This is a genomic window from Gilliamella sp. HK2, from assembly GCF_001690265.1.
Classification (GTDB): domain Bacteria; phylum Pseudomonadota; class Gammaproteobacteria; order Enterobacterales; family Orbaceae; genus Gilliamella; species Gilliamella apicola_C.
The window spans coordinates 14,821-35,931 of sequence record NZ_LZGV01000021.1 but is presented as its reverse complement, the minus strand read 5'-3'; the positions used below and the strand labels follow the sequence as shown (position 1 = coordinate 35,931).

21 protein-coding genes are annotated in these 21,111 nt (G+C 37.8%); all 21 read right to left on the bottom strand.

Features of this window, described 5'->3' with window-relative positions:
• Window positions 1-122 precede the first annotated feature (122 nt).
• The 21 genes from A9G45_RS02320 to A9G45_RS02225 all read right to left on the bottom strand — a co-directional run bounded on the left by A9G45_RS02320 (window position 123) and on the right by A9G45_RS02225 (window position 21,109).
• Window positions 123-2,333 (bottom strand): phage tail protein, encoded by a 2,211-nt coding sequence (locus tag A9G45_RS02320; protein WP_065566984.1) that lies wholly within the window; start codon window positions 2,331-2,333, stop codon window positions 123-125.
• Window positions 2,334-2,335: 2 nt separating this feature from the next.
• A complete protein-coding gene (locus A9G45_RS02315) occupies window positions 2,336-2,554 on the bottom strand; it encodes a hypothetical protein (RefSeq protein WP_065566985.1) in 219 nt (72 codons plus the stop codon).
• Entirely contained in the window at window positions 2,535-2,765 is a 231-nt protein-coding gene (locus A9G45_RS02310) for a hypothetical protein (RefSeq protein ID WP_065566986.1), read from the bottom strand. The genes A9G45_RS02315 and A9G45_RS02310 overlap by 20 nt, the downstream gene beginning before the upstream one ends.
• A 10-nt stretch (window positions 2,766-2,775) precedes the next feature.
• Window positions 2,776-3,588, bottom strand: a complete 813-nt coding sequence (locus A9G45_RS02305; RefSeq protein WP_065566987.1) for a phage BR0599 family protein — start codon at window positions 3,586-3,588, stop codon at window positions 2,776-2,778.
• Window positions 3,575-5,233: a hypothetical protein gene (locus A9G45_RS02300; protein WP_065566988.1), complete on the bottom strand. Its 1,659-nt coding sequence runs from the start codon at window positions 5,231-5,233 to the stop codon at window positions 3,575-3,577. The genes A9G45_RS02305 and A9G45_RS02300 overlap by 14 nt, the downstream gene beginning before the upstream one ends.
• Complete coding sequence (locus A9G45_RS02295; RefSeq protein WP_065566989.1) at window positions 5,233-6,186, bottom strand: hypothetical protein; 954 nt, start codon at window positions 6,184-6,186, stop codon at window positions 5,233-5,235. The genes A9G45_RS02300 and A9G45_RS02295 overlap by 1 nt, the downstream gene beginning before the upstream one ends.
• Window positions 6,187-6,195: 9 nt before the next feature.
• On the bottom strand, window positions 6,196-7,131 hold the full coding sequence (locus tag A9G45_RS02290; protein ID WP_065566990.1) for a hypothetical protein: 936 nt from the start codon (window positions 7,129-7,131) through the stop codon (window positions 6,196-6,198).
• Window positions 7,132-7,134: 3 nt separating this feature from the next.
• Window positions 7,135-10,665 carry a phage tail length tape measure family protein gene (locus tag A9G45_RS02285; RefSeq protein ID WP_065566991.1) on the bottom strand — a complete coding sequence of 1,177 codons (3,531 nt, stop codon included), beginning with the start codon at window positions 10,663-10,665 and terminating at the stop codon, window positions 7,135-7,137.
• On the bottom strand, window positions 10,665-10,946 hold the full coding sequence (locus tag A9G45_RS13995; protein ID WP_141673572.1) for a hypothetical protein: 282 nt from the start codon (window positions 10,944-10,946) through the stop codon (window positions 10,665-10,667). The genes A9G45_RS02285 and A9G45_RS13995 overlap by 1 nt, the downstream gene beginning before the upstream one ends.
• Complete coding sequence (locus tag A9G45_RS02280) at window positions 10,877-11,293, bottom strand: DUF6631 family protein (RefSeq protein WP_065566992.1); 417 nt, start codon at window positions 11,291-11,293, stop codon at window positions 10,877-10,879. Before A9G45_RS02280 ends, A9G45_RS13995 begins: the two co-directional genes overlap by 70 nt.
• A 73-nt stretch (window positions 11,294-11,366) precedes the next feature.
• Window positions 11,367-12,128 carry a hypothetical protein gene (locus A9G45_RS02275; protein WP_065566993.1) on the bottom strand — a complete coding sequence of 254 codons (762 nt, stop codon included), beginning with the start codon at window positions 12,126-12,128 and terminating at the stop codon, window positions 11,367-11,369.
• Between the two features lie 19 nt (window positions 12,129-12,147).
• The gene (locus tag A9G45_RS02270; protein ID WP_065566994.1) at window positions 12,148-12,597 is read right to left on the bottom strand and encodes a phage tail terminator protein; all 450 of its coding nucleotides are present in this window, start codon (window positions 12,595-12,597) and stop codon (window positions 12,148-12,150) included.
• Window positions 12,594-13,115, bottom strand: a complete 522-nt coding sequence (locus A9G45_RS02265) for a gp436 family protein (RefSeq protein ID WP_065566995.1) — start codon at window positions 13,113-13,115, stop codon at window positions 12,594-12,596. The genes A9G45_RS02270 and A9G45_RS02265 overlap by 4 nt, the downstream gene beginning before the upstream one ends.
• Window positions 13,116-13,165: 50 nt before the next feature.
• Complete coding sequence (locus tag A9G45_RS02260) at window positions 13,166-14,092, bottom strand: phage capsid protein (RefSeq protein ID WP_065566996.1); 927 nt, start codon at window positions 14,090-14,092, stop codon at window positions 13,166-13,168.
• A 61-nt stretch (window positions 14,093-14,153) separates the two neighbouring features.
• The gene (locus A9G45_RS02255; RefSeq protein WP_065566997.1) at window positions 14,154-14,513 is read right to left on the bottom strand and encodes a hypothetical protein; all 360 of its coding nucleotides are present in this window, start codon (window positions 14,511-14,513) and stop codon (window positions 14,154-14,156) included.
• 65 nt (window positions 14,514-14,578) lie between these two features.
• Window positions 14,579-15,655 (bottom strand): hypothetical protein, encoded by a 1,077-nt coding sequence (locus tag A9G45_RS02250; RefSeq protein ID WP_065566998.1) that lies wholly within the window; start codon window positions 15,653-15,655, stop codon window positions 14,579-14,581.
• Between the two features lie 231 nt (window positions 15,656-15,886).
• Window positions 15,887-16,369 (bottom strand): phage virion morphogenesis protein, encoded by a 483-nt coding sequence (locus A9G45_RS02245; protein ID WP_065566999.1) that lies wholly within the window; start codon window positions 16,367-16,369, stop codon window positions 15,887-15,889.
• A 94-nt stretch (window positions 16,370-16,463) separates the two neighbouring features.
• Window positions 16,464-17,690: a PBECR2 nuclease fold domain-containing protein gene (locus A9G45_RS02240; protein ID WP_065567000.1), complete on the bottom strand. Its 1,227-nt coding sequence runs from the start codon at window positions 17,688-17,690 to the stop codon at window positions 16,464-16,466.
• Window positions 17,683-19,176 carry a DUF935 domain-containing protein gene (locus tag A9G45_RS02235; RefSeq protein ID WP_065567001.1) on the bottom strand — a complete coding sequence of 498 codons (1,494 nt, stop codon included), beginning with the start codon at window positions 19,174-19,176 and terminating at the stop codon, window positions 17,683-17,685. Before A9G45_RS02235 ends, A9G45_RS02240 begins: the two co-directional genes overlap by 8 nt.
• Window positions 19,176-20,567, bottom strand: a complete 1,392-nt coding sequence (locus A9G45_RS02230) for a terminase large subunit domain-containing protein (protein ID WP_081297788.1) — start codon at window positions 20,565-20,567, stop codon at window positions 19,176-19,178. The genes A9G45_RS02235 and A9G45_RS02230 overlap by 1 nt, the downstream gene beginning before the upstream one ends.
• A complete protein-coding gene (locus tag A9G45_RS02225) occupies window positions 20,564-21,109 on the bottom strand; it encodes a phage protein Gp27 family protein (RefSeq protein ID WP_065567002.1) in 546 nt (181 codons plus the stop codon). Before A9G45_RS02225 ends, A9G45_RS02230 begins: the two co-directional genes overlap by 4 nt.
• Between the last annotated feature and the right edge of the window lie 2 nt (window positions 21,110-21,111).

The window sequence follows — 21,111 nt, the reverse complement described above, 5'->3', positions numbered from 1 at the left end:
TATATAAAAAAAGCTATGTTTCAAAACATAGCTTTTTGATGCCGAGCGTGATAAATCACGCTCAAATTAAGTGATAATTAACTATTTTGTATTTTTCATCATATGAAAACAAATTACAAATATTAATCTTTAATTTGTAATTTATACTGCTGTAAACTTTCTAACTCGGATTTTGTATCGTATGCATAGATCCGAATTTCATCAAAATGTTCCGTTTCATTAATTTCTAGTTCATGAGAATTTTCACTTGTTACTACTGTTTTCTTTAGTTCACTAGCTAAATAATATTCAATATGATATTCAACGGTTTCTGGTTTATCAATATTGCCTTCATTATATGCAATGAGATTATCTTGTTGTATTTCTTTGTTTCGATGTAACCATGTTAATACTATTGTTTCTTGTCCTTTTAGTATTATTGCCTCTGTAATAACGCCATTTACCTGTAAATTAGCTGGCGGGTATGGTCGTGCGGCTCTTGCGTTAAATTTTAGTGCTCGAATAGGGGCTTTATTTGCACTAAGTGTTCCAGCATTAGTTTGTGTTAACTGTTGAACATAAACAACTTCACCTTTTAAATATTCAATGCCGTCCGTTTCAAATAGGCTATCAAAAAACCAGATAAATGAATCTTTGCTGTGAATTTGTGGTAATGTGTCTGCACATCCCCTTGCTATTGTTACTGTGCCATTTAATTCATCAAATGCGTCAATTCGAACAATTTCATTACCAATAATAGCTGCACTACCAATTGAAACATCTGTCATATTTTTGTTAAAAATCACGTTTAATTTTGTATCTATTTTACTTAACTGACGTTTACTGATTAATACCGCACTTGGCGTAAAGTCGCCTGTTCCTCTTATTGTAAAATCAGCACCTTCAGTTGTAGTTTGTAATAAATAGTTAATTGACTGTGAATTTGGCTGGGCAGAAACTAGGAACATATAACCTGATTCGTTATTAACATCATAATTTGATAACTGGCTCATTGCAAAATAGGGAGATTCAAATAACATATAATTTTTAACTGGTCTTGGTGTTGTATCTTGAACTATCCCTGTCCCAGATTGATTACCACTATTATAAACAGTGTCAGCTAGCCCAAAAACATCCTGAATTGCGGTAATTTCAATCATTCCATCTTCGTGTTCGTTAATAGAGCCAACCCTCATGACCATATCTTTGATATCCCTGTCTGGCAGAGATACCCGAAAACAATCAGCAGGAGTTAATATTTCACCGCGTCGATCAAACTGTATCGTTAGACGAATTAAACCCGCAATTCCAGATTCCAGTTCTCGCTGTGCAACACGTGCAGCCAGCTCAAATGTTGGTAGTGCTTTATATTCAATAGAGCTACTGATTAAACCAACAGCTTGAATTGCACCTAAATTTTGTGCCCGAACTTCACTATCCTCGTTCGTTACTGGATTATGCCATTTTACAGCAATTTCATTTGGTACATTATCGGAAGCGCTACTATCATCGTCCTGTACCACTAAAATACCGTTATCATAATTAAACAATGGTAAATCTTCTGTTTTGTAATTATCACGAATCAGTTTTAGTTTAATTTTTCCTGTTGTTAAATCAGCATATTGTACTGCGCCTATATGATCTAACACCTGCTGTACAAATGTATCTAACCCATCTTGTCGATTGTAACGAAAGCATAAACCGAATTTTTCATTATATAGAATATCAGCAGCAGTTTTAAATGAATCTAAATCAATATCCTCATATAGTTGCAATCCTCGTCCCCAATCATTGTTGGTTGCGCACTCTATCAAAATATGCGCAGGATTCATTGCGTGAATAGTTCTTAAATTGCTATTTATTCCATTATCTTTTTCATGAATTGTTGATGTATCATCATATAACATGATGATACATTTTTCTGGGTACCATACTTCGTTATTTGACCAACCTTGTGTTGTACGTCTGACTCTATATTTCCACGGTTTTGGACTTGCTGAATAAGCACTAATTAAACCGTCAAAGAACGTCGTAACCATGCCCCGAAAACCAGGCACAACGCCGCCCAGTAAATTTTTTACACGACTAGTTGGCTCCTGATCTGCATCACCCATTGAGATTTCAAATATGCCTTTAATTCCACCTTCACCACCAACATTAGTACCACCAAACAAATTCGGCTTATCAATATAAATTGATTTGCTAACAGTAACTTCATTTGCTTGACCTGCAAACACAGTTTTATCATCAGCGGTAATAGCAACTAACTCATTAATTGGTCCACGCCCAAGCCCCGACTGAATACTGAAAAAGTATTTATAACCAATTGTTGTTTTCTTCTTTTTACTGCCCATACTTACCTCTTCTGTACTCTTTGCTTTGCAAGTTCAACAATACGAATAGCTAACGCATCACCCGTACTTAAAATCGTTGCGCTATCAATCCCACCATTTTGAATAAAATCGTTAAAACTCAATCCATAGTGTTTAAACCAGGCCCTTAATCCCCACGCACAGCCTCCACCTTGGCGAATATCTGCCATAGTTATCCATATACTATTTTCTAATTGCTTCATAACGATAATTTCCATAAGCCAGCACAAACCAATCCGCAGTCCAACAGTCACCAAAAAATACGCACTGGGGTGTTCCCTCATCTGGTTGCGGATAATCAAAGTCATCAAACGTTGCTGCATTAACCTTATTATTATGTTTTTTGGCTAATGCTTGATTTAGAAAATAGGATGCAACCAGTACAACAACAAAACGCGCAATCGCCCACCACATAATTAACCTCCTAGAATAGTTTAGTAATGCTATACGGTGATTTGCCGGGCAGGTGTGGGCAACCACCATAATTCAAATGGTTATTAAATTTATTTTCACATGTATCAATCGTATTATCACAACCAGGATATACATTAATTATCAAGCCTACACTTAAGCCATAAGTCCCACCGTACAGACTTAAATTATTGTTGTTATGCATGCGAATACCTCGCCTTTCTGTTAGACCTTCAAACTCATATTCAATATAGCCACCGCTAAAGTAACCATTATTAATACTCTGTGGTACATTAAATGTAATTGATTTACCATCTAATGCGGTGATCTCTAATCCTGAAATGACATAATGACGAGCTTTAACTTTACATCTACTATCATAAAGTGCATGGGGGCACTTTCTACCCCAGGTCAGCCTCAATCCCTGACGACCAAATGTATTGACAATATTGGTTGTGATAATTTTGGCTTCACCAATTTTTTCACGTTTGACTTCAGTGATATTACCTACCCATGCCACTCGTAACTCTTGTTGATTATCATGATAATGCATGCGATAAATTCTAATTTTTACCGATGTGCTTGGTGGCACACCTCGGTAAAAAGAAACAACTTTATTCGTAACGGGTAAGGTAATTTCAACATTATTATTACTGCTTGCTGATAATCCGTTATCACTAATTGCAATCGCTTCCCATAGCGCATTATTAACCATTATTGAGCGATCGGCGTTTGTATATCGGTAATACAAATTCTGCCTTTTAAACTCATACAGTGTTAATGGTTGACCATTTGCAACAGAATACTCAAACTCATTCCAACTCATACCGTACCTCCCTAAATGTAACGTTTATTTTTGCCGTGCCGTCAGCATCAGTTAAATGCTCCCACACAACTTTGTCATCATTTAAACGGCATAGACGCATTATGGATATTTTGATTACTTCCTGGCGCATAAATGCAACTTTTTCATTGAGCAATAACCGAAGTCCACCTTTGTTGTTACTTTTTACGTTGACAATTTCACGATATAAAATGCGGTTACCACTCAGTAAAATTCTTAAGAACTGTCCGCCGAGATCCGTTTCAGTCATATTATTTTGTTCAATATCTAAAATTTCACTGGTTGCATCATCAACTAGTTTGCAATCATTACTAAACGAGGGTACAAAAATTGGTTTTTGGCGACCACGGAGGGCATAAAACAAGGCACGGAGTTCAAGTTGTTTATTACGGCCATTAATTAAAAATTCATGAGATTGAGTAATAAAAACACGACTCGCGCTATCTGAGTAGTACACGATACCCGTTTGATTGTCGATTTCACGTCGCATTGATTCATATGAAACATGTACATCATCTGACCAATCTGGTTCTTGCTCCAGCACATAAAAATTATTGTATATAGGTAGCTCAACATTAACGTTAATGTCATTTTTTTCAACAACTAAAAATCGTAACTCTGCGGTTGCTAATTCATCTGTTCGCCTGATAATTTTAGGTGGTTCAGTCAATTTTGCCGATTTAATTGGAAATACTTTTGCACCTTTTGAAACGGCTGTATATATTGGTTCAGATAGTGTAATACTTAAATGTGTGATTGACTCAATATTAGACACAATCGTATTACTATCATCCATAACTATTAGATTACCGCCAACATGATAGTCTCGCCCGATAGTTGATAAATAGATTGTCTTATCACCCGGGTTGATTTCTCTATCCAGTAATGCTATATCGCTATAAATCGGCAATGAAAATGAGCTTAAATAGTTCTGAAATAGTATATTTTCAATTTGTCGACGTTCGTGCTGATAGATAAGTATTTGAAACTCAAATGTGCGACGGGGTGTTAATCGCATTGATACACGCTGTTCTGCCCCTGTTTGCGATTGATGTACATTTGTTTTCCACTCTAATGTTTCTGTGATGCCATGCAACCAATTCGGCGATATAGAAAAAGGTAGGGAACGATTACCATTAACAACTAATGTAACGGTTTCAGCGTTTAGAAAATGAAACGAAATTGTACAGTTAATGCTATCCGTGCCGTGGCTCTCAATATCAATTGACAACACTTTCATACTTAATCGACTAAATAAAAGAGGTAGTGTTACATTACTGACTGTGACCCCTTGTTCACTATAGGTAATGTCAGTCAGAATTTTATTACTGAAATAACCATTAAAAATTGATATTTCTATAGTACGATAACTACTAACATAACCAACATTAATTGTTGAGGGATTAATATAGAATTTGTTATAAATAGCATTTAAAAATGATTGTGTAATGTAGCCCTTTCGCACATTAAATAACTGCAAAGGGATACCATGTGTAACAAATCCCGTTTTATCTTCCACAACAGATGAGAGCTTAGCCATCCCCTGGTACAACGGTAAATTAAAGCTACGTTGACCACGCAGTTTTTTCAAATCATTAATAACATATCCTGTATGTTTGTTACCCATCACTCAATTACTCTATAAAAGTAGCCAAGGTCATAACTGTTATCTTCATCTTGAACATTATCTGTGACAGTTTGAAACATTGTTGCCGCACAGCAATAATATTTTTCACCTCTAATTTCACGAATAGTGCCTGGCACAACGCTATCAATTCTTGCTACGTAAAAATCAGGAACTACACCAATCCGCTGGTATTGTTTACTCTCTAAATATATATAAATTGATTGTGGTACCAACGTTATCAAATTATTAAATTGAGATAAACTTGCCTCAACGAGTAACATATCTGGATGTGGTTTATAATAATAACGCTCAATCGTAGCATCGCCGAGCCCCATCGCTCCCATTCCCTCATAATTGGGCTGACTAGCTCCAAAGAAATAGTCTTTGCCTTCAACTCTGATAACATTCGCAAATTGACGACAATCAAAAAATAAATACATATAACTTGTAAATGGATATGATGCTTCACCTGTTTTTGATGTGTTTGTTGAATGTGTTCCATATGCATAATGCCCGCCATTGAAAATGCCATCTTTTTTTACTGTTCCAATACCGAAATGGCGAAAACGGCGAGAATCGACACGTACAACAACATGAATATATTGTGATGTTGCTAAAAATGTATATGAAGCAAATGGCTCATGATGAAAATTAGTACCAGCCCCCCAATAATAACGATAGAAATTTGCTTTACCGTTAACAGAGCTTGAACCAGCTTGGTTATCCCAGGATAAATTTGCGTTAAACTGATTGTTGATAGCAATGTACAACGTGGGAAGTGAATTCGATGATCCAACTTTTAGGCTCCAAAAACAATTTTCATTATGTAAATAAAGTTCTTTTGCTTTAGTATCAATTTTATCAACAACCCACCCATCAACTGATTGTGCAAACGTTGCTAGTTTTGATAATAAATCTACGACTGATGATGCGTTACCCGTTTGATATGCCATGTTTAGCTCCTAAATTTTTTCAATTGCAAAAAAATCAATATTCGTTACACGAAAACCATTTTGAAAAATAATAAATTCGCGCCCATCATCGGTTTTAATTGTATCTTCAGGTGCACGGCTTAACCCTGGCACCCAGTAGACACCATCTAATGCCCCCCAAAATTGAGTTGCTTTTGTTACATCTAAAATTGATACGGGATATAGCGGTGAGTAGCAATTGGGTGATGCCGTTAATGCATCGATTATATTTTTGCCATCACGATAAAATTGTTCAATTCCTCTTGGATAAACTAATTTTGTTTCGCTACCTTTTGAACCATAAAATGGTTGCCATGATTGCGATGGGGTAAATAGATAAAAATGATTGTTACGCGGGTCGATAATTGACGCAAAAGAATCTGTTGTAACGGAATATCGTTGTAGTTCATTATTACAGCTACCTGCAATCACTAGTGGATAAGGGTACTCATTTGGTAATGCGTTTGGTAGCATAAATCCGCAATAACAACTGGAATAAACTGTTGTCATTTTTGTTATCACAATAAATCGACGATTATTGGCAAAAAACCAGTAATGTAATGGGTTATTATCAGCAAATAACCCGACTTGTGTGCGATTTAACATACCACTAAATACATTTTCGGGCTGATTGACCAACTCAACATTAAAATAGGTTCCACCACAAAAATAGAGATTATAAATATCATTTGAAATACTATTAGCTGTTTTACATGCAACATAAATATTATCGCCAGCAGTCGCTCCTGGCGCACTCCACGCATATGATTTTCGTTTTGCTATAGTTGCTGTAGCCGCAGTTTCACCGCTATAAATTTCTGTCCAGTTATCACCTGTTTTAACTAATTCACTATCAGTTGTTAAAAATAGATTTAATTTATCCAGTAAATCGATTTCGTTATCTGCAATTCCACTTTGATAAGCCATAGATTAAATCCCCAAATCTTGTTTAATTGTTTGTTTATTTGCTCGAATAAATGTTTTAAATGCTCTGCCACCCGTTACGCTATTGATACCACGACGGACCATATCACCCGCATCAATGACTAATTCTTGCTGAATAACGGGACTCAATACAGTTGGTGAGCTTTTGCGTTGTTGGTTATCATCAAGTAATGGCGCTTTTGGGATATTGACATTACTAACAAGTCCACCGGTTGCATAACGATGTAATCGCCCCGTGTTGATAGCGTGAAGATAGTCAAGACCATATTTTTTCACTGAAGCAGCTTTAACAACATATTCCCCATTAGATAATTTTGCTGGAATAGAATCGGATGTTGATGTACCAGCTCCAGTTATATAACCGCCAGTTGCTGCAGCAACAGATGCCACGCCCGCTAACCCAGACATAGCAGTGCTACCCGCACTAGCCGATGTAATTGCTGTGTATAAGGTCGCTGCACCACTTGAAAATGCGGCTGCCATTGCGCCTGTTAATCCTGCGGTTCCTGTTGTCATTGCTGTGGTTAATGAGGTGCCAAGTTCAACCGAACCAACACTTGTCGCCGTTGTTATTGCTGTGCCCATCATTTCTGCTGAAGCAATAGCGCTGGCATTTTCAACTGCCGTATCGGTTATTGAGCTAAAAAGTGATTTACCCAAATTATTAAGTTGATTCATGGCAATATCAGCAAGCCCTTTACTCGCTACTTGAGCCATTGCTGATACAATACTTTGTGCAAGGTTTAATAATGCATCTTTTAATTCAAACGTACCTTTTGCTAAAGAATCAAGACTACCTTGGATACCGCTTTGTAACCCGTTTTTAAATGCATTGGTTAATGCATCAGTAGTTTTATTTAATTCTGCAATTTGTAACTGAAGCGTAGCAAGTGCTTTTTGTGCATTTTCTCCAACTTGACCAGGAAGCGCTGTCATAGCTTGCAAAGTAGGTAAATATTTGGCAAGTTCTTGCGCTGTTTGCTTGTGTAAATCAACTAACTGACTTTGGGCTTCAACTTGTGTAATTAAACCAGCAGTTACTTGTGCTTGTATACTTTGTTCTTTAATTGACTGTTGTGATTGTGCTTGCTGAACTTTTGCTAAAATTTCGGCAAGATTTGCTTCAGCTTTTTTTAGTGGTAACAACTGGTCAATTAAGTCAATGCCTTCGATATTTTTATTCGCTTTAAGCTGCGCAATAACCGCTTGATACCATCTATCAATTTCTGCCGTTTTAATTCTGGCAGGATCAAACAATAGCGAATTAAGTTGGTTTTGTAACTCCTCATTAAGTTTTTTATTTTCGTTCGCTGTAATTGCTATATTAGCGGCATTGGCTCGGTTACGCTGTTCTGTTGTTAATTTTTGAGAATCAATCAACGCTTGCCGAGTTGCATATGTTTTTTGTGTCTGCTTATCGGCTTGTGATTCCAGCGACTTTATAAATTGTTCTGTTTCAAGTGCCGCAGATTTTGCTGCTCTGGCTGATTCTTGTATTGCTTTTTTCTTTGCTTCGTGCGCATCTATTAATTTTGCATTAGCAATAATTTCATCTTTGATTTCTTGGCTAGCATTTTTATACTGCCCCTTTTCTATTTCATAAAGTGCTTTAGCTAGAGCAGTACTTTTTTCTTGCATAACCACTTTATTTTTTAATTGTTCGTTATATTGACTTAGCAATTTTTTGGCTTCTTGCTCATCTACCAATTTTGCATTAGTAATAATTTCATCTTTGATCTCTTGGCTAGCATTTTTATACTGACCTTTTTCTATTTCATAAAGTGCTTTAGCTAGGGCGGTACTTTTTTCTTGTAGCGCAACTTTATTTTTTAATTGTTCGTTATATTGCCTTAGTTGTTTGTCTGTAATTTCTTGAACATCTTTATCATATTGACCACCAGCAAATGATTTCCCGTCACTTGAAGTAACGCCTTGTGCTTGTAAATCTTTACGGCCTTTTTCATTAGCCCACAGCGCTTCATATTTTTTACGTAATTCATCAACCGCCTTGGCTTGTTTTTCGGCATCGCTAGAATTTTGTTTATGAAGCTCGTCCAGTTCTTTTTGGGCATTGATTGCTTTTTCATTAATAACATCGGTATTATGTTTTTCTTGGGCTTCTTTTTGCTGTTTATCTCGTTGAGCATATTTTTCTTGTAATGCTTTATCGTCATTTTCATTGTATGGAATAGATGCAGCCCCAGGCACAATATAAAAACCTCTATTTTTAGCTTTCTCCATTCTTTCAATATCTTCTTCTAGGCTTGATAATCCTAAATCAAACTTAAGCTCTTTCTTTAACTCATTACCTAGAACACTAACCCCATTTTTGAAGTGTCGCCATGCCTTTTCTAACCAATTGAGCTGTTTTTTCATCTTATCAGCACTGACTTCCATCTCTGAAGCATATTTATCTGTAGCGATTGCAATAGCTTCTTCGGTTCTACCTTGTTCTTCTAACGCACTTATACGCTGATAAGTAGCCAGATCTAAAAAGTGATATTGTTTATTACTTTCAACAGCCCAGCTAGTAACCGAATTTTCAATACCTTTAAATGATTGAGCGGCTTCAAGCGCATTTTTCTCTGTCACTTGTGCCATATATGCTGATGCAGTAGCAATATTTTCAATCGATTTTGCTGATAACCGCCCCTCCGATGCCAGTTCCGCAATAACATCACGTGTTTCACTGTAGTTATGATTAATTTTACCGATACGTTGAGACATCATCTCAAGCCCACCAGCTGTCGCACCAGCATAATTACCCGTTGAAATTAATGCACGATTAAACCGCTCTTGGTCTGAAATTATCGTACTTATCACTTGAGACATTTTGTAAGCGGCAGCAATAAAAATACCAACGGATAATGTAGTAGCACTAAATAATGGCGGTAATCGTCCAGTCATGTTGCCAATTGTTAGCAATGAATTTCCCGCTGAGGCAAAATTACCACTAGACAATTGTTTAAACATACTGATGATGCTACGACGTGCACTTTTAGTATTCAGATCTAATTTCTTAGTGCTCTCATTGAGCGTTTCAACCGTTGATAACGCGGCACGTTGATTACTGATTTTTGATAAATAATCATCAAACGTATTACTATCAATTATCCCCGCTTTTTTTGATTGACGTAGCTTACTTTCTAATGCATCTAATCGGCTTAAACCTTTAGTAGCTGGATCAATGCTTGCTAATAATTGATCCAACCCAGACTTTAATTTTTCAACCTCTTTTTGATGAGCCTTAGTAACTTTTGCCGCTGCTTCTTGTGCCTTAGCGAGTTTTTCTTGCTCTTTGATGTAATCATCCCATACCGATTCAATATGAACTCTTTTCCATGATTCAGATTGTTGATTAAATAATTTTTGGAAACTTTCTGCACTTTTGCGGTTTGCTTCTTGAATGGTTTTTGCTGAATCTTTAACTTCATTACTCACTTCATGAATATTTTTTTTAGCACGATTCACGTCAGCCGTGAACTTCATTGCAATATTCATATCGTTATTAGCCATTATTGCTCTCCGCGTAACTGTTTTACAAACTTAGTAACTTGTTTACCACCATTAAAGCCAACACAAATATCTTCAATTCGGTTAGCTCGTTCTCGGTTTTGTAGCTTAATTAATTCATCGTAATACAGCAGTAACTGACGTTGCGTGTAATGCGGTAACTGCTGTGCATCATGTCCATTTTTAATTAGTAAAGTAAAAACCTCACTCCAGCTTACTGATTTGCCTGTTTTGTAGCGTTTTGCCGAATGATTTTGCGAGTTACCGCGTTCATAAAAAAACAAGAGTTAACAACCCACCACCAGTCTAATAATTGCAAACCCTCTTCATATGGCAACATTTCAATAAACGAAATCGGTTTTTGAATAGAGGTACTGATTAAAGAATAAACCAACTCTAAATTACTCATAATAATTATGTCGGCTTGCTCAATCGTGATTTTGTTTGTACCGTTCATTCCATTCACAATTAATGCAACAAACTGGTCAATTTCGTTACCAATTGTTAGTGCATCTTTAAATGAATATTCACGTACTGTAATTGTTTCACCAGCTAGGGTAATTTCACGATTTGGCATCAATGTTGCTAAATCATTTGATTCTTCTTTTGTTGCTGTCACTTTTTCTGCCATGTTATTTACCTGCTACTATTAAATTTAGAGAATTGAGTAATTAGCGGTGAATATTCACCGCATAAGCAATAATTTATTTCGCTTTTTGAACGTATGATCCAAAATAACCAAGCGAACTATCCTTGTTTTGACTCATATCAGCCAAGACCGTGGCAGTAAGTGGTAATTCACCGTATCCCTCATTGTGTAGTAACGAGAAGTTAGAAATTGGATTGAATTTAACGCGGAATAGCTCCACAATTACATGTTCATTTTCTCTATCAGTATTGATACCATCGAGCATAAACCAACGTTCTGGTGGTTGACGGGTAAAAATGCCCAAACTTTCAGTTTTAGCGTATGAATAATCTACCGTTGCGGTTAATGCCTGTGTAGTTAGTAACTTGATTAATCCGGCATGGGCTGATTCGATTTCATAATCTGTGCCTAATACTAATGTGGTTCCATCAGCAATTTTTAACTCAACATCTGCAACAAATGGGTTAGCTAACTTTATGCGGTCACCAATGACTAAGTCGTTTGGTAATTTTTCATCAGTGACAATACCTGCATCAACAGTAATTTTTTCACCATAAAGCGCTAACGCAATATTTTCGATTGACCAATCTTTTAACGTAAGATTTAACGTACCACTTTTACCCAGTGTTAATTCACCAACTTGTAGACGTTGCCCAGTGTAAGACTCATTTTGCGTAACTGTCTCAACACTTAACTCCATTTCACACGAATCGGCAGTACCGACATGTCGAAATGCACCTGGGCGGGCTGGTGAACTGGCGGTATTACGTGTGGCAAGGTTAATCGTACCTTGCAAACTCATTAATAAATCTGACATATCTTTCTCCTAAAATTATTTATCGGCTACCGATGAAGTGTTGGGTTTGAAATGAATCAATCCAAACTAGCACGCCATTTTGAAAACCTAACGTTTGCCCACCAACCCATGTGACTGGACGAACTCCATCAATAAATTGAACTGTTTTACCAATCAACAAATCACGCACCGCACCAATCACTGGATTTGCCAATTGTTTTACATTTTGAATATTGGTTGCTTGACTAGAAATATCACGTGCAACAACCACAACACCAAAATTAACACTCACTGATTGACGTGTACCGGCCGGCTTATCATTGGGTGTTTCTTTACCAAGCAAAACATAAGCAGCAGGGGTTGGCGCTGACGTTAAATCGGTTAACTTGCCGTATTCAGCACTAGTACCAACAAAAACTAATGTTTTATTAGCAATTAAACCTTTTAACTTTTCAGCAATCACTGAAACATCAAACGGTGCGCTACTCATCTTCCAAAATCCCTAAGTGTGTTCATATCAAATACACGAACAGGGCCAGTTTGTTTAGGCACACCACCTGCAACGGGTAGAGTATCTTCAATACCAAGCGAATATTTCCCTTCCGCTACCATTTTTAAAAAGCCCTGAACTTGTTTATAGTCACGAACTATCGGATCCGTTTTTTCATCAGAAATACGATTGCGATGCAATTTGTAACGCACAATAATGCGTGCCCAATCAGTTAGCAGACGTGGTACTTTAACTAAGGGCAGTTTGTGTCCTCTTTGACGTAAAAAACCGTTTATTTCAGCTTCAGTATCAGCTATTGATTCATTAATACGTGAGATTGCTCGATTTGCATTAATAACATCATCAGGCAACCAACTTGAAACATCACCACCATTAATAATGACTTCCAACAAATTAGCATCTACGGGCATTTCACCATCTTGAGCAACCAATTGGGATAGCTCAACGAGTCCTGGACGTTCGGATAAATTTAGCAATGTAATGTATGGAATATTCATCATCTTGACCCAAACCAACGATACATTACCGTTGGTTGTTGTTCACATTATTAACTGTTTGCTGGAATAACATTTTCAAACAAATAGCCCGCATCTTTAGCCACAACTAGCTCTTTGACCGATTCACCGACTCGAACACGTTGACCACCCCGTAAACCGATATCAGGATCAACAATCGAACCCGAAACACGATCTTTAAATTGAGCTGTATAACCGAACGTCACACCACCTTTAGTATTTGCTAATTTATTGCGTACCGTGAATGATGCTTTATTGCCCCAAGCACGAAGTAATGCTGGCGATTTACCTGGTTTTGCACTATTTAAAAATGCATCACCGACATAAATGGCTTCTAACTCTAATAAGTCAGCTAAAAATCCGAGAGGAACTAAACCACTTTCACCGGCATTTCCATGATATGCTGAAACAATCTTTGGATGACGACGTAATATTGTGGCAACTCGACGTCCTAGTGTGCCGATATTTGGACGCTGAACCATTGCATCGAATGCATCCGTTATTAATGCTACTGGGTCACTATCAGGATTATTCCATTGCTGTGCAGAAGTTAATGTTTGTTTATTGCTGTAATTTGCACCATTAAATAGCAAATTTGCAGCTCTAACCTCACGATCTAACAAAATTAAATCAGTCGTGGCCTCAACGGCATGACCAAGTGGGTTATAGCCTGTAATGGCTGTATCAATATCATCTTGAGGGACAGGGCTATCGAGTCCCCAATCTTCAACTGAGCTTTCTTTTTCTTTGGCACTAAACTCAACTTGATTCGGTTGTGACGTCCTACCAACTTTGGTATTAGGCAAAGTAAATCGCTCTGAAAAATCAAATTCAAGCCATTTAAATGATGTGCTAGAAACAGGCACACGGGGCAAAACCTCATCGGCAATTAACTTATTATTACGGTAAGCGATAGCAATTGCAGTCAACTGCGGTTCAACGGGAAAAGGACGTTGCATATAAAACTCCTATTTATAAAATTGTTTATCAAAGACCATGGACCATTAGTTAAATAAAAGGTTAAGCTTGTTTGCTTGGTGCAATCCAAATAGTGCCTAATTCATCGGCATCACCCGCAACTTCGGCATAGCCAATAATAAAATCACCTGACATTGCTTTTTTAGCTCGGCCATCCGCATTTGCAGTGATTGGGTCACCAATCGCAATGGTTTCGCTATAAAAAACTTGTGCCAACCCACTGCGCACAACATCAAACACTTCACCGTCACCACCACCAACAATTGTTGATACACCGATTAATAATGCGTTACCGTCAATCGCTGTTTTTGCTAGCCCATCTTCACTACCATGGCACACAATTAAACGGGGTTTGACTTCGCCTTCAGCGGTTTTTGCTACTGTTAATCCTGGAATATTCATATAAAAACCTTTTGGTTAAAATTAAAATGATGCTGATATTAATAATCAGCCTGTAATTAATGCTCTTACTTTTTAGCTTTGGTTACATGCGTAACAGCTTGGCTAATTGAAATTGTATTACCTTTGTCTGCCTGTTCTTTTTGATAAGCTTTGGCTGCATCAGCAATGACTTTTGGATCTTGTTTATCAACGTTATCTTCACTATCACTAGCAGCCGATTTTTCAGCAAAGTTCATAAAACTAGGACGCTCTGAAAGTACTTTTTTGATTAAATCAACTGGGGAACTGTTAACAGTTGCATCACCTTCAGCAAATGAAATTGGTTCACTACCCAACGCCATAAATACTTCAACAACTGTAGTTTTATGAGCAGGTAATAATTTTCCATCTTTAACTAATTCATCAGCAAAGGCAGCAAATTCCGCACGCTTGTTAGTTTGTTCTTTTTCTAGCAATGCTTGTTCACGTTTTGCTAGTTCAGCATTTTTAGCGTCAATTGCTGCTTGTTGTTCGGCAAAGCTAGCGTCTAAAGGTTGTGGCATTTTTTCTTTCTCCTTTTGTTTTTGAGCAGATATTGAACGCAATGATTCAAGGCGCCATTGCGGTAAAAATAGGTCAGCACTGGCAATGCCGGCTTTTTCAATCAGCAGGTCACGCAAATTAGATAAAATTGAAATCAAATTCTCATCAAATTCTTCATCAGCCATAGAGAACTCTGCGGCACCTTGCTCACCTTCAGACTCCGCAAAACTGGCGTCAGGCAAGCCTTTAATAGCAGGCGCTGCTGCACCTAAAAAACCGATGTGACGAGCATAATAATGACCCGGTTTAGGATTGCCCGGTGAATCCGGCAAATAAATTGAAAGTGAACGTTTTTTATAACTGCCTGCATTATAGGCTTCAGCAAATTCTGGATTAATCTGATCTAACTTTGCATAAACTAAACCATCTTTTACTTCGAATGATTTTGCCCACGCATAAGCTGGTGCAGTTAGTTTTGGATGACCAATTACAGCAGGCGCTTCAGATAAACTTGGATCGTAGCTTTCTGCTAAATCAATACAGTTCTCTAAAGTAAAAGTGATTTTTCGACCATCTACCGCAGTATGCGTACCAGGTTTAAAAACGGGGATAAGTGCCATAAAAAATGCTCCAATAAATTGATATAGAGCATCATGATCTATTTTGAGAAAAAGGTAATCTGAACGCGGGCAGATAAATTTTTAATAATTTGGAAAGGGGAACGGCAAAATAATAGAAAGAATATACACTAAAAACTTATTATAAAGCATTTACAACACGATTAAAGCGATTCGTAAATAAACTGATTAGCCTTTTTTAATAAAGTGGCTTAAAACGCGTTATATTGCGTTTTAAGCAAAACCCAAGTGCTCACGCACAACATCGACCAATAGTAATTTATCTTGGGCGCTAATGCCAAGCCATGGTCTGGCTGGAATTACTACTTGTTTGGCTAGGCGCCCGCTAACATTTAATGCATTGCCTCTAACAGGTTTAATTGTACCGCCGAACTGATGAATTGCACCATAGATTTGGTTTGTACCAAACAACAAAGTATTACCTTCAATCTGCCAATGCAACGTACTTCTTAGATTACCATCTAGCGTTAAAATTTTATCTTTTTGTTTGGGTTTTGAGTCTTTATACCAAGGAGATAGTTCTTTCCACGGTACACCATCGGGCGATTCTTGAGCCGTAAATCTGGCTTCATGAATATCAAGTAATACTTCGCCCATATGACTAAATAAACTTTGAGTATCATCTATGGCTGCTTCAATATGAAGCATAGCATCAAGAGCATCTTGTATATTAAACTCAATATTTACGCCAGTCATTTTTTCACCTATACTATTTCGAATGTAAGTAAGCAGCTTCTGCCAAAGCCTCAAATCCTTACTTATGCACCTCAATTATGGCAGTGATTGAGGTTTATCGTTTAAACACTCGAACACCAACACGCAGTTGCTCTAAATATTCAGGGTTATCAGGCGCAAATGTTGTTACACCTAGCCAACCATCATCACCGACCTCAAACACCGCAAGCATTGGCTTAACTTCACCATCAATCATAAAACGCGAGATATAACGCCGCCGAACTACCGATTTTTGCAGATGATCAAAGTATTCCATTCTTGTCCAAATTTCATCGGGCAGTTTTAACGAATCCGCAAGTAACAATAAAAATTGCTCACGATCACGTTTTGTCACTTTCAATTCACCAGTTTTGCTAACAGTGAAAAGCTGTTTACCGATTACTAATGCATCACCGGCTACATCTTTAAAAATAGCTGGATTGGTTAATGTTGCACCAAATTCATTTAAGAAAATATTGGCATAATCTTCTTCAGTTAAGCCTTTTTCTAACAGTCTATTTTTGCTTACTTCACGGATAGCTGGCCATTCATCAGTTGCTTTGCTTGATGGTAAACCTCGTTTTAAAGTTGGATCTGTATCTAATGGATTGGGTACAAAGTTATCAAGTCGTGATTGTCCAGGAATATGTTCAAAGCTAGGGGCAATCCCTTCGGGCACTCTTACAATTCTAGGATTACCATTATTTTCACCAATAACTTTATCAATCCAATTAATTGATGGTGCTTTATCTGGCCCATTTTTTCCCATACGTTTTAAATCACCAGCTGTACGCCCACGAACACGGCACTGGCAACCATAGCCATTGGGGGGAAAGTGTGTATTCCACCAGGAATCATTAAAATCTAATACCAGATGATCCCAACTTTGATGAAGTTCTCTAGGGTGTTCAACATAATCACTATGTAAGTATTCTAGGTATGGAAATTTAGAATCACGTAATTGTTGATAGCGCCCAGCTTGATAAGAACTGTTTAAATTTGTTTCATAGATGATACGAGTACGCCAGTTAAAACCGCCGTTATAACTCCAACCATGACGTTCAACTATCTCAGCAAAGTCTTTACGGAACTCATCCAGTGTTGTGCCTTGGCTAATTGCTTTATCAATTGCTGCACGAAAATCATTTAGTAATGCATTACGATTAGCACCCGCCACAACAAAGGCATAATCATGCTCATTATTGTAGATATCTACATAGCTGTTTGTGGGCACATTTGCTTTACGTCTGAAGAATTCAATTTGCTCTTTAAATGGCAACGAGCCATATGCGACATTAACCATTTTTGCTATCCTCAAGTAGTTCTGTGCGACCTGCTAAATTAGCTGCTGTTAATGCTTCAGCCATGACCTTTGCATATTTATCTAATTGCATATCGGGAATTAGCTCAAATAACTTATCACGTAATTCTTCTAATGATTGAACATTATCAACCAGTTCTTTAATTTGATTAATCCATTGGTCGGTAACTGGTTGCATTTCCGTATTTAAATGATTTGATTGCAACACGGGTGCAAAGGTATTCGGTTGCTGTTCGGCAAAATCAACGTTTTTTAAAGATTGCGCATCAATCGGCTCTGCTAGTTGCGGTTTTTCTTCCCATTCACCACCATAAGTATCCTGTACATGGGAAAGAGTTGGACGGAAACCAGTAGATTCAATAATATTTTTATCACGTTCTGACATTGATTTTAAATCATCTGGTTCATCAAAAATACGTGAAACCTGAGGAACAGCAGCACCGGGAAAATTCATCTGTGTAAACCAGGTACCAGGACCTCGATTCCATGACTCGCACATTACATCAGAATCTGATTTAGCAATTGATGTTAGTACCGCAGCTTGTAATGACTCATCACCACCGATTGAGCTAGATGCACCACCTGAGGAAGTAATTTGTCCAACGGTTACACGCCGAATAGCTTCATTCATTGAATCGTAAAACGCTTTGTAATCGCCTGCGCCTGAGCGTGCTATTTGTAGCAATTCAAGCGTCATGCCATCTGGCATGATGATGCCAGAATCGGTCTGAATTGCACGAGTGAGTGACAGTAAGTCCCGTTTTTGTTCAGGTGTTGCACCTGTACTATATTTGCCCACTGCCGTTGGCATGCCGAATTTTTCCAGAAAAATTAGCCAGAACTTAATATCATTGCGTTTAAAAAAGCTTGGCCAGTAAAGCCAATGAGCCAACCCTAAACCATAAGGTTCATCATCATGATCCGCACCTGTGGCGTAATGCCAAAAGTACGGCTCATCACAAGATATCCCATCATGCATATTATTTTGTGTCAGTAAACGCAGTTCACCGGTTGGAGTAAACCGAAAACGACGGCGATCGCGAACTTTAATATCGTCGATCCAGTATAAATTACCCTTGATACCATAGATAAGTTCAGCAACTGCATAACCATAAAACACTCCATAATGCATAAGTTTTGTAACACGATCAAACCCAATCGATTTTAACAACTCGCTCATTGCATCAGCTGCTTCAATATCAATCGGTTTATCGCCGCCAGGTTCAACTTTCCATTCACGTGAAATGACAGCATCTTGACGCTGAGTAAAGGCTGATTTCACTTCATCATCATTTAAAACTTCTTTGTAAATATCTAAACGACCGGCACCACGATTTTGTAGCACGCTATCATCTGGTTGCGCTAGTGTGCCAACATATAATTTTGTAATATCATTATTTTCACCAGTACCAGCAAGCTCTCGGCCTGTTTCAATCTTTGGTTTTTTACCTTTAAACCAATTAAACATTAAATAAATCCTCCAAAATCGTTACCGCCACGAACGGTACCAAAGCCTGTTTCGGTTATTTCTAGCTCTGAACCACTTGAATATTCATTAAGTGAACGATAAGAATCACGATGTCCAAGTGATTGATATTCAATTTCATATACGCCTTGACTTGCAGCATTAATGGCAAGAAAAGCAGCCCACGTTCTATCGGCATGACCATTACTATCAGAATCAGCAACAAAACGCGGTTGCCCCATTGCGCCAGTCACTTTTTTTAACTTATGCAAATCAGCACGAAGTGCATTATTGCCAGCGGGAATACGAAGTTTTCTATCTTGAAATGCTTGTTTACCTTGTGTTGCTAATGTTAATTTATTTGGAGCGGTAAATAGCACACCTTCAACGACCATTTCACCATAACGTCGTTTAGCATCCTCAACAGGTTTTTCACCCATACCTGTTTGGTCCATACAGATACGAATAACACGATAACGCCTAAAAACATCATCAAGCAGTAAATCTTGTTCAGCAAAAGAGAGTCGTTTACGCTCAATAATTTCACGAGTCCAAAGAACATCGCCCACTAGTTCAATGACCCAAATAACAAATAGGTCATTACGTGTAGCAATATCAACGCCAACAAAACAAGGATTGCCTGTATAGTGTTCAGGCAATCCTGCTTTTTCATCTTCGACGCTAGTAATTAAATCAAAATCAAGCCAACTACTTGCTTCATCTAACCACTTAAGCTCGAACTCTTGCGCCCATAAATCGTCGTCACCGGAACCTCGTCGCAACTCTTCAATATTACGCGGTAAACCATCTGCTACACATTGATAAATATCCGCTGAATGACGTGACCAACCATCATCTTTACCTGTCATCAGCTCATAAAATTTATTGCCTTTGCCATTTGGTGTGCTAATCACACGCAGTTTTAAACCGGGCTTTGAGATAACAGGAAACAATGCTTTCCAAATTGCCCGACTATCTTGGTGAAAGGCAAATTCATCCAGTAAAACACTAGCACTAAAACCACGGGCAGTATCTGGATTGGCAGGTAAAGCAGTAATTTTACTGCCACCAGGTAATTCAACTTCTAATGCCCGAATATTAGCATCCCAATCATAATCGAGTTCTTTAAAGCCTGCGGACATTGCACGAAGATGAACTTTAACACCCTCATTCATGGCTTCACGGGCTTGACGTTCACCCCGTGATAAAATAACCCAACGCGCACGTTTCCCTTGTGCTTCAGCTCGCAAACAGTCGAGCACAATTTGTAATGTACTGGTAAAGGTTTTACCGCATTGCCTTGAAAACATAGCAATAGCAAAACGGCTAGTGTCGTTTACCCACTGTTTTTGATAGTCATAGAGTTTTAAGGCTGGTTCATTTTTTACTGTCATAAGTCATACGCCGCTTTAATTACTTTAGCTAACATTTCAGCTGGTACTTCGCCTGTTTTTTCTAGCTCATCCAGTTTTTCTTTTTGTTCACGCAATAACTTTTCACGTGCTGCTTTTTCGATTTCCTGCCGCTCTTTAAAACTTAATTGACGTGCTTGCATGGCTTCTTTAGCGGCTTTTGCTAAAAAACTAATTTCTTTGATTGTGATATCTTCTGATTCATGTGCTTTAAATGCGGCACGTGTTGCTAACGTTGTGACTGCTTGTGCAAGTAGTGCTCCTGATTTGTCATCAACACTATCACCCAATTCATCAACCAAAATACGTGATGCTGTTTCAATTTCACGTAAGCTATTGGTCATTTCATTAAATCCCTTCTGATATCGATGCAAACTGCTTCTGCTAGGAGTTTCATTGCTTGGGAATTTTTGTTGCAGTTCTGTAATCATTTCATCTAGTGTAAGTTGATCTGCTCGTAGTAGTTTCTCAATATAACTACGTACCTCAGGCTCTAGTTTGTGGATCGTTGATTTACGCCCCATAA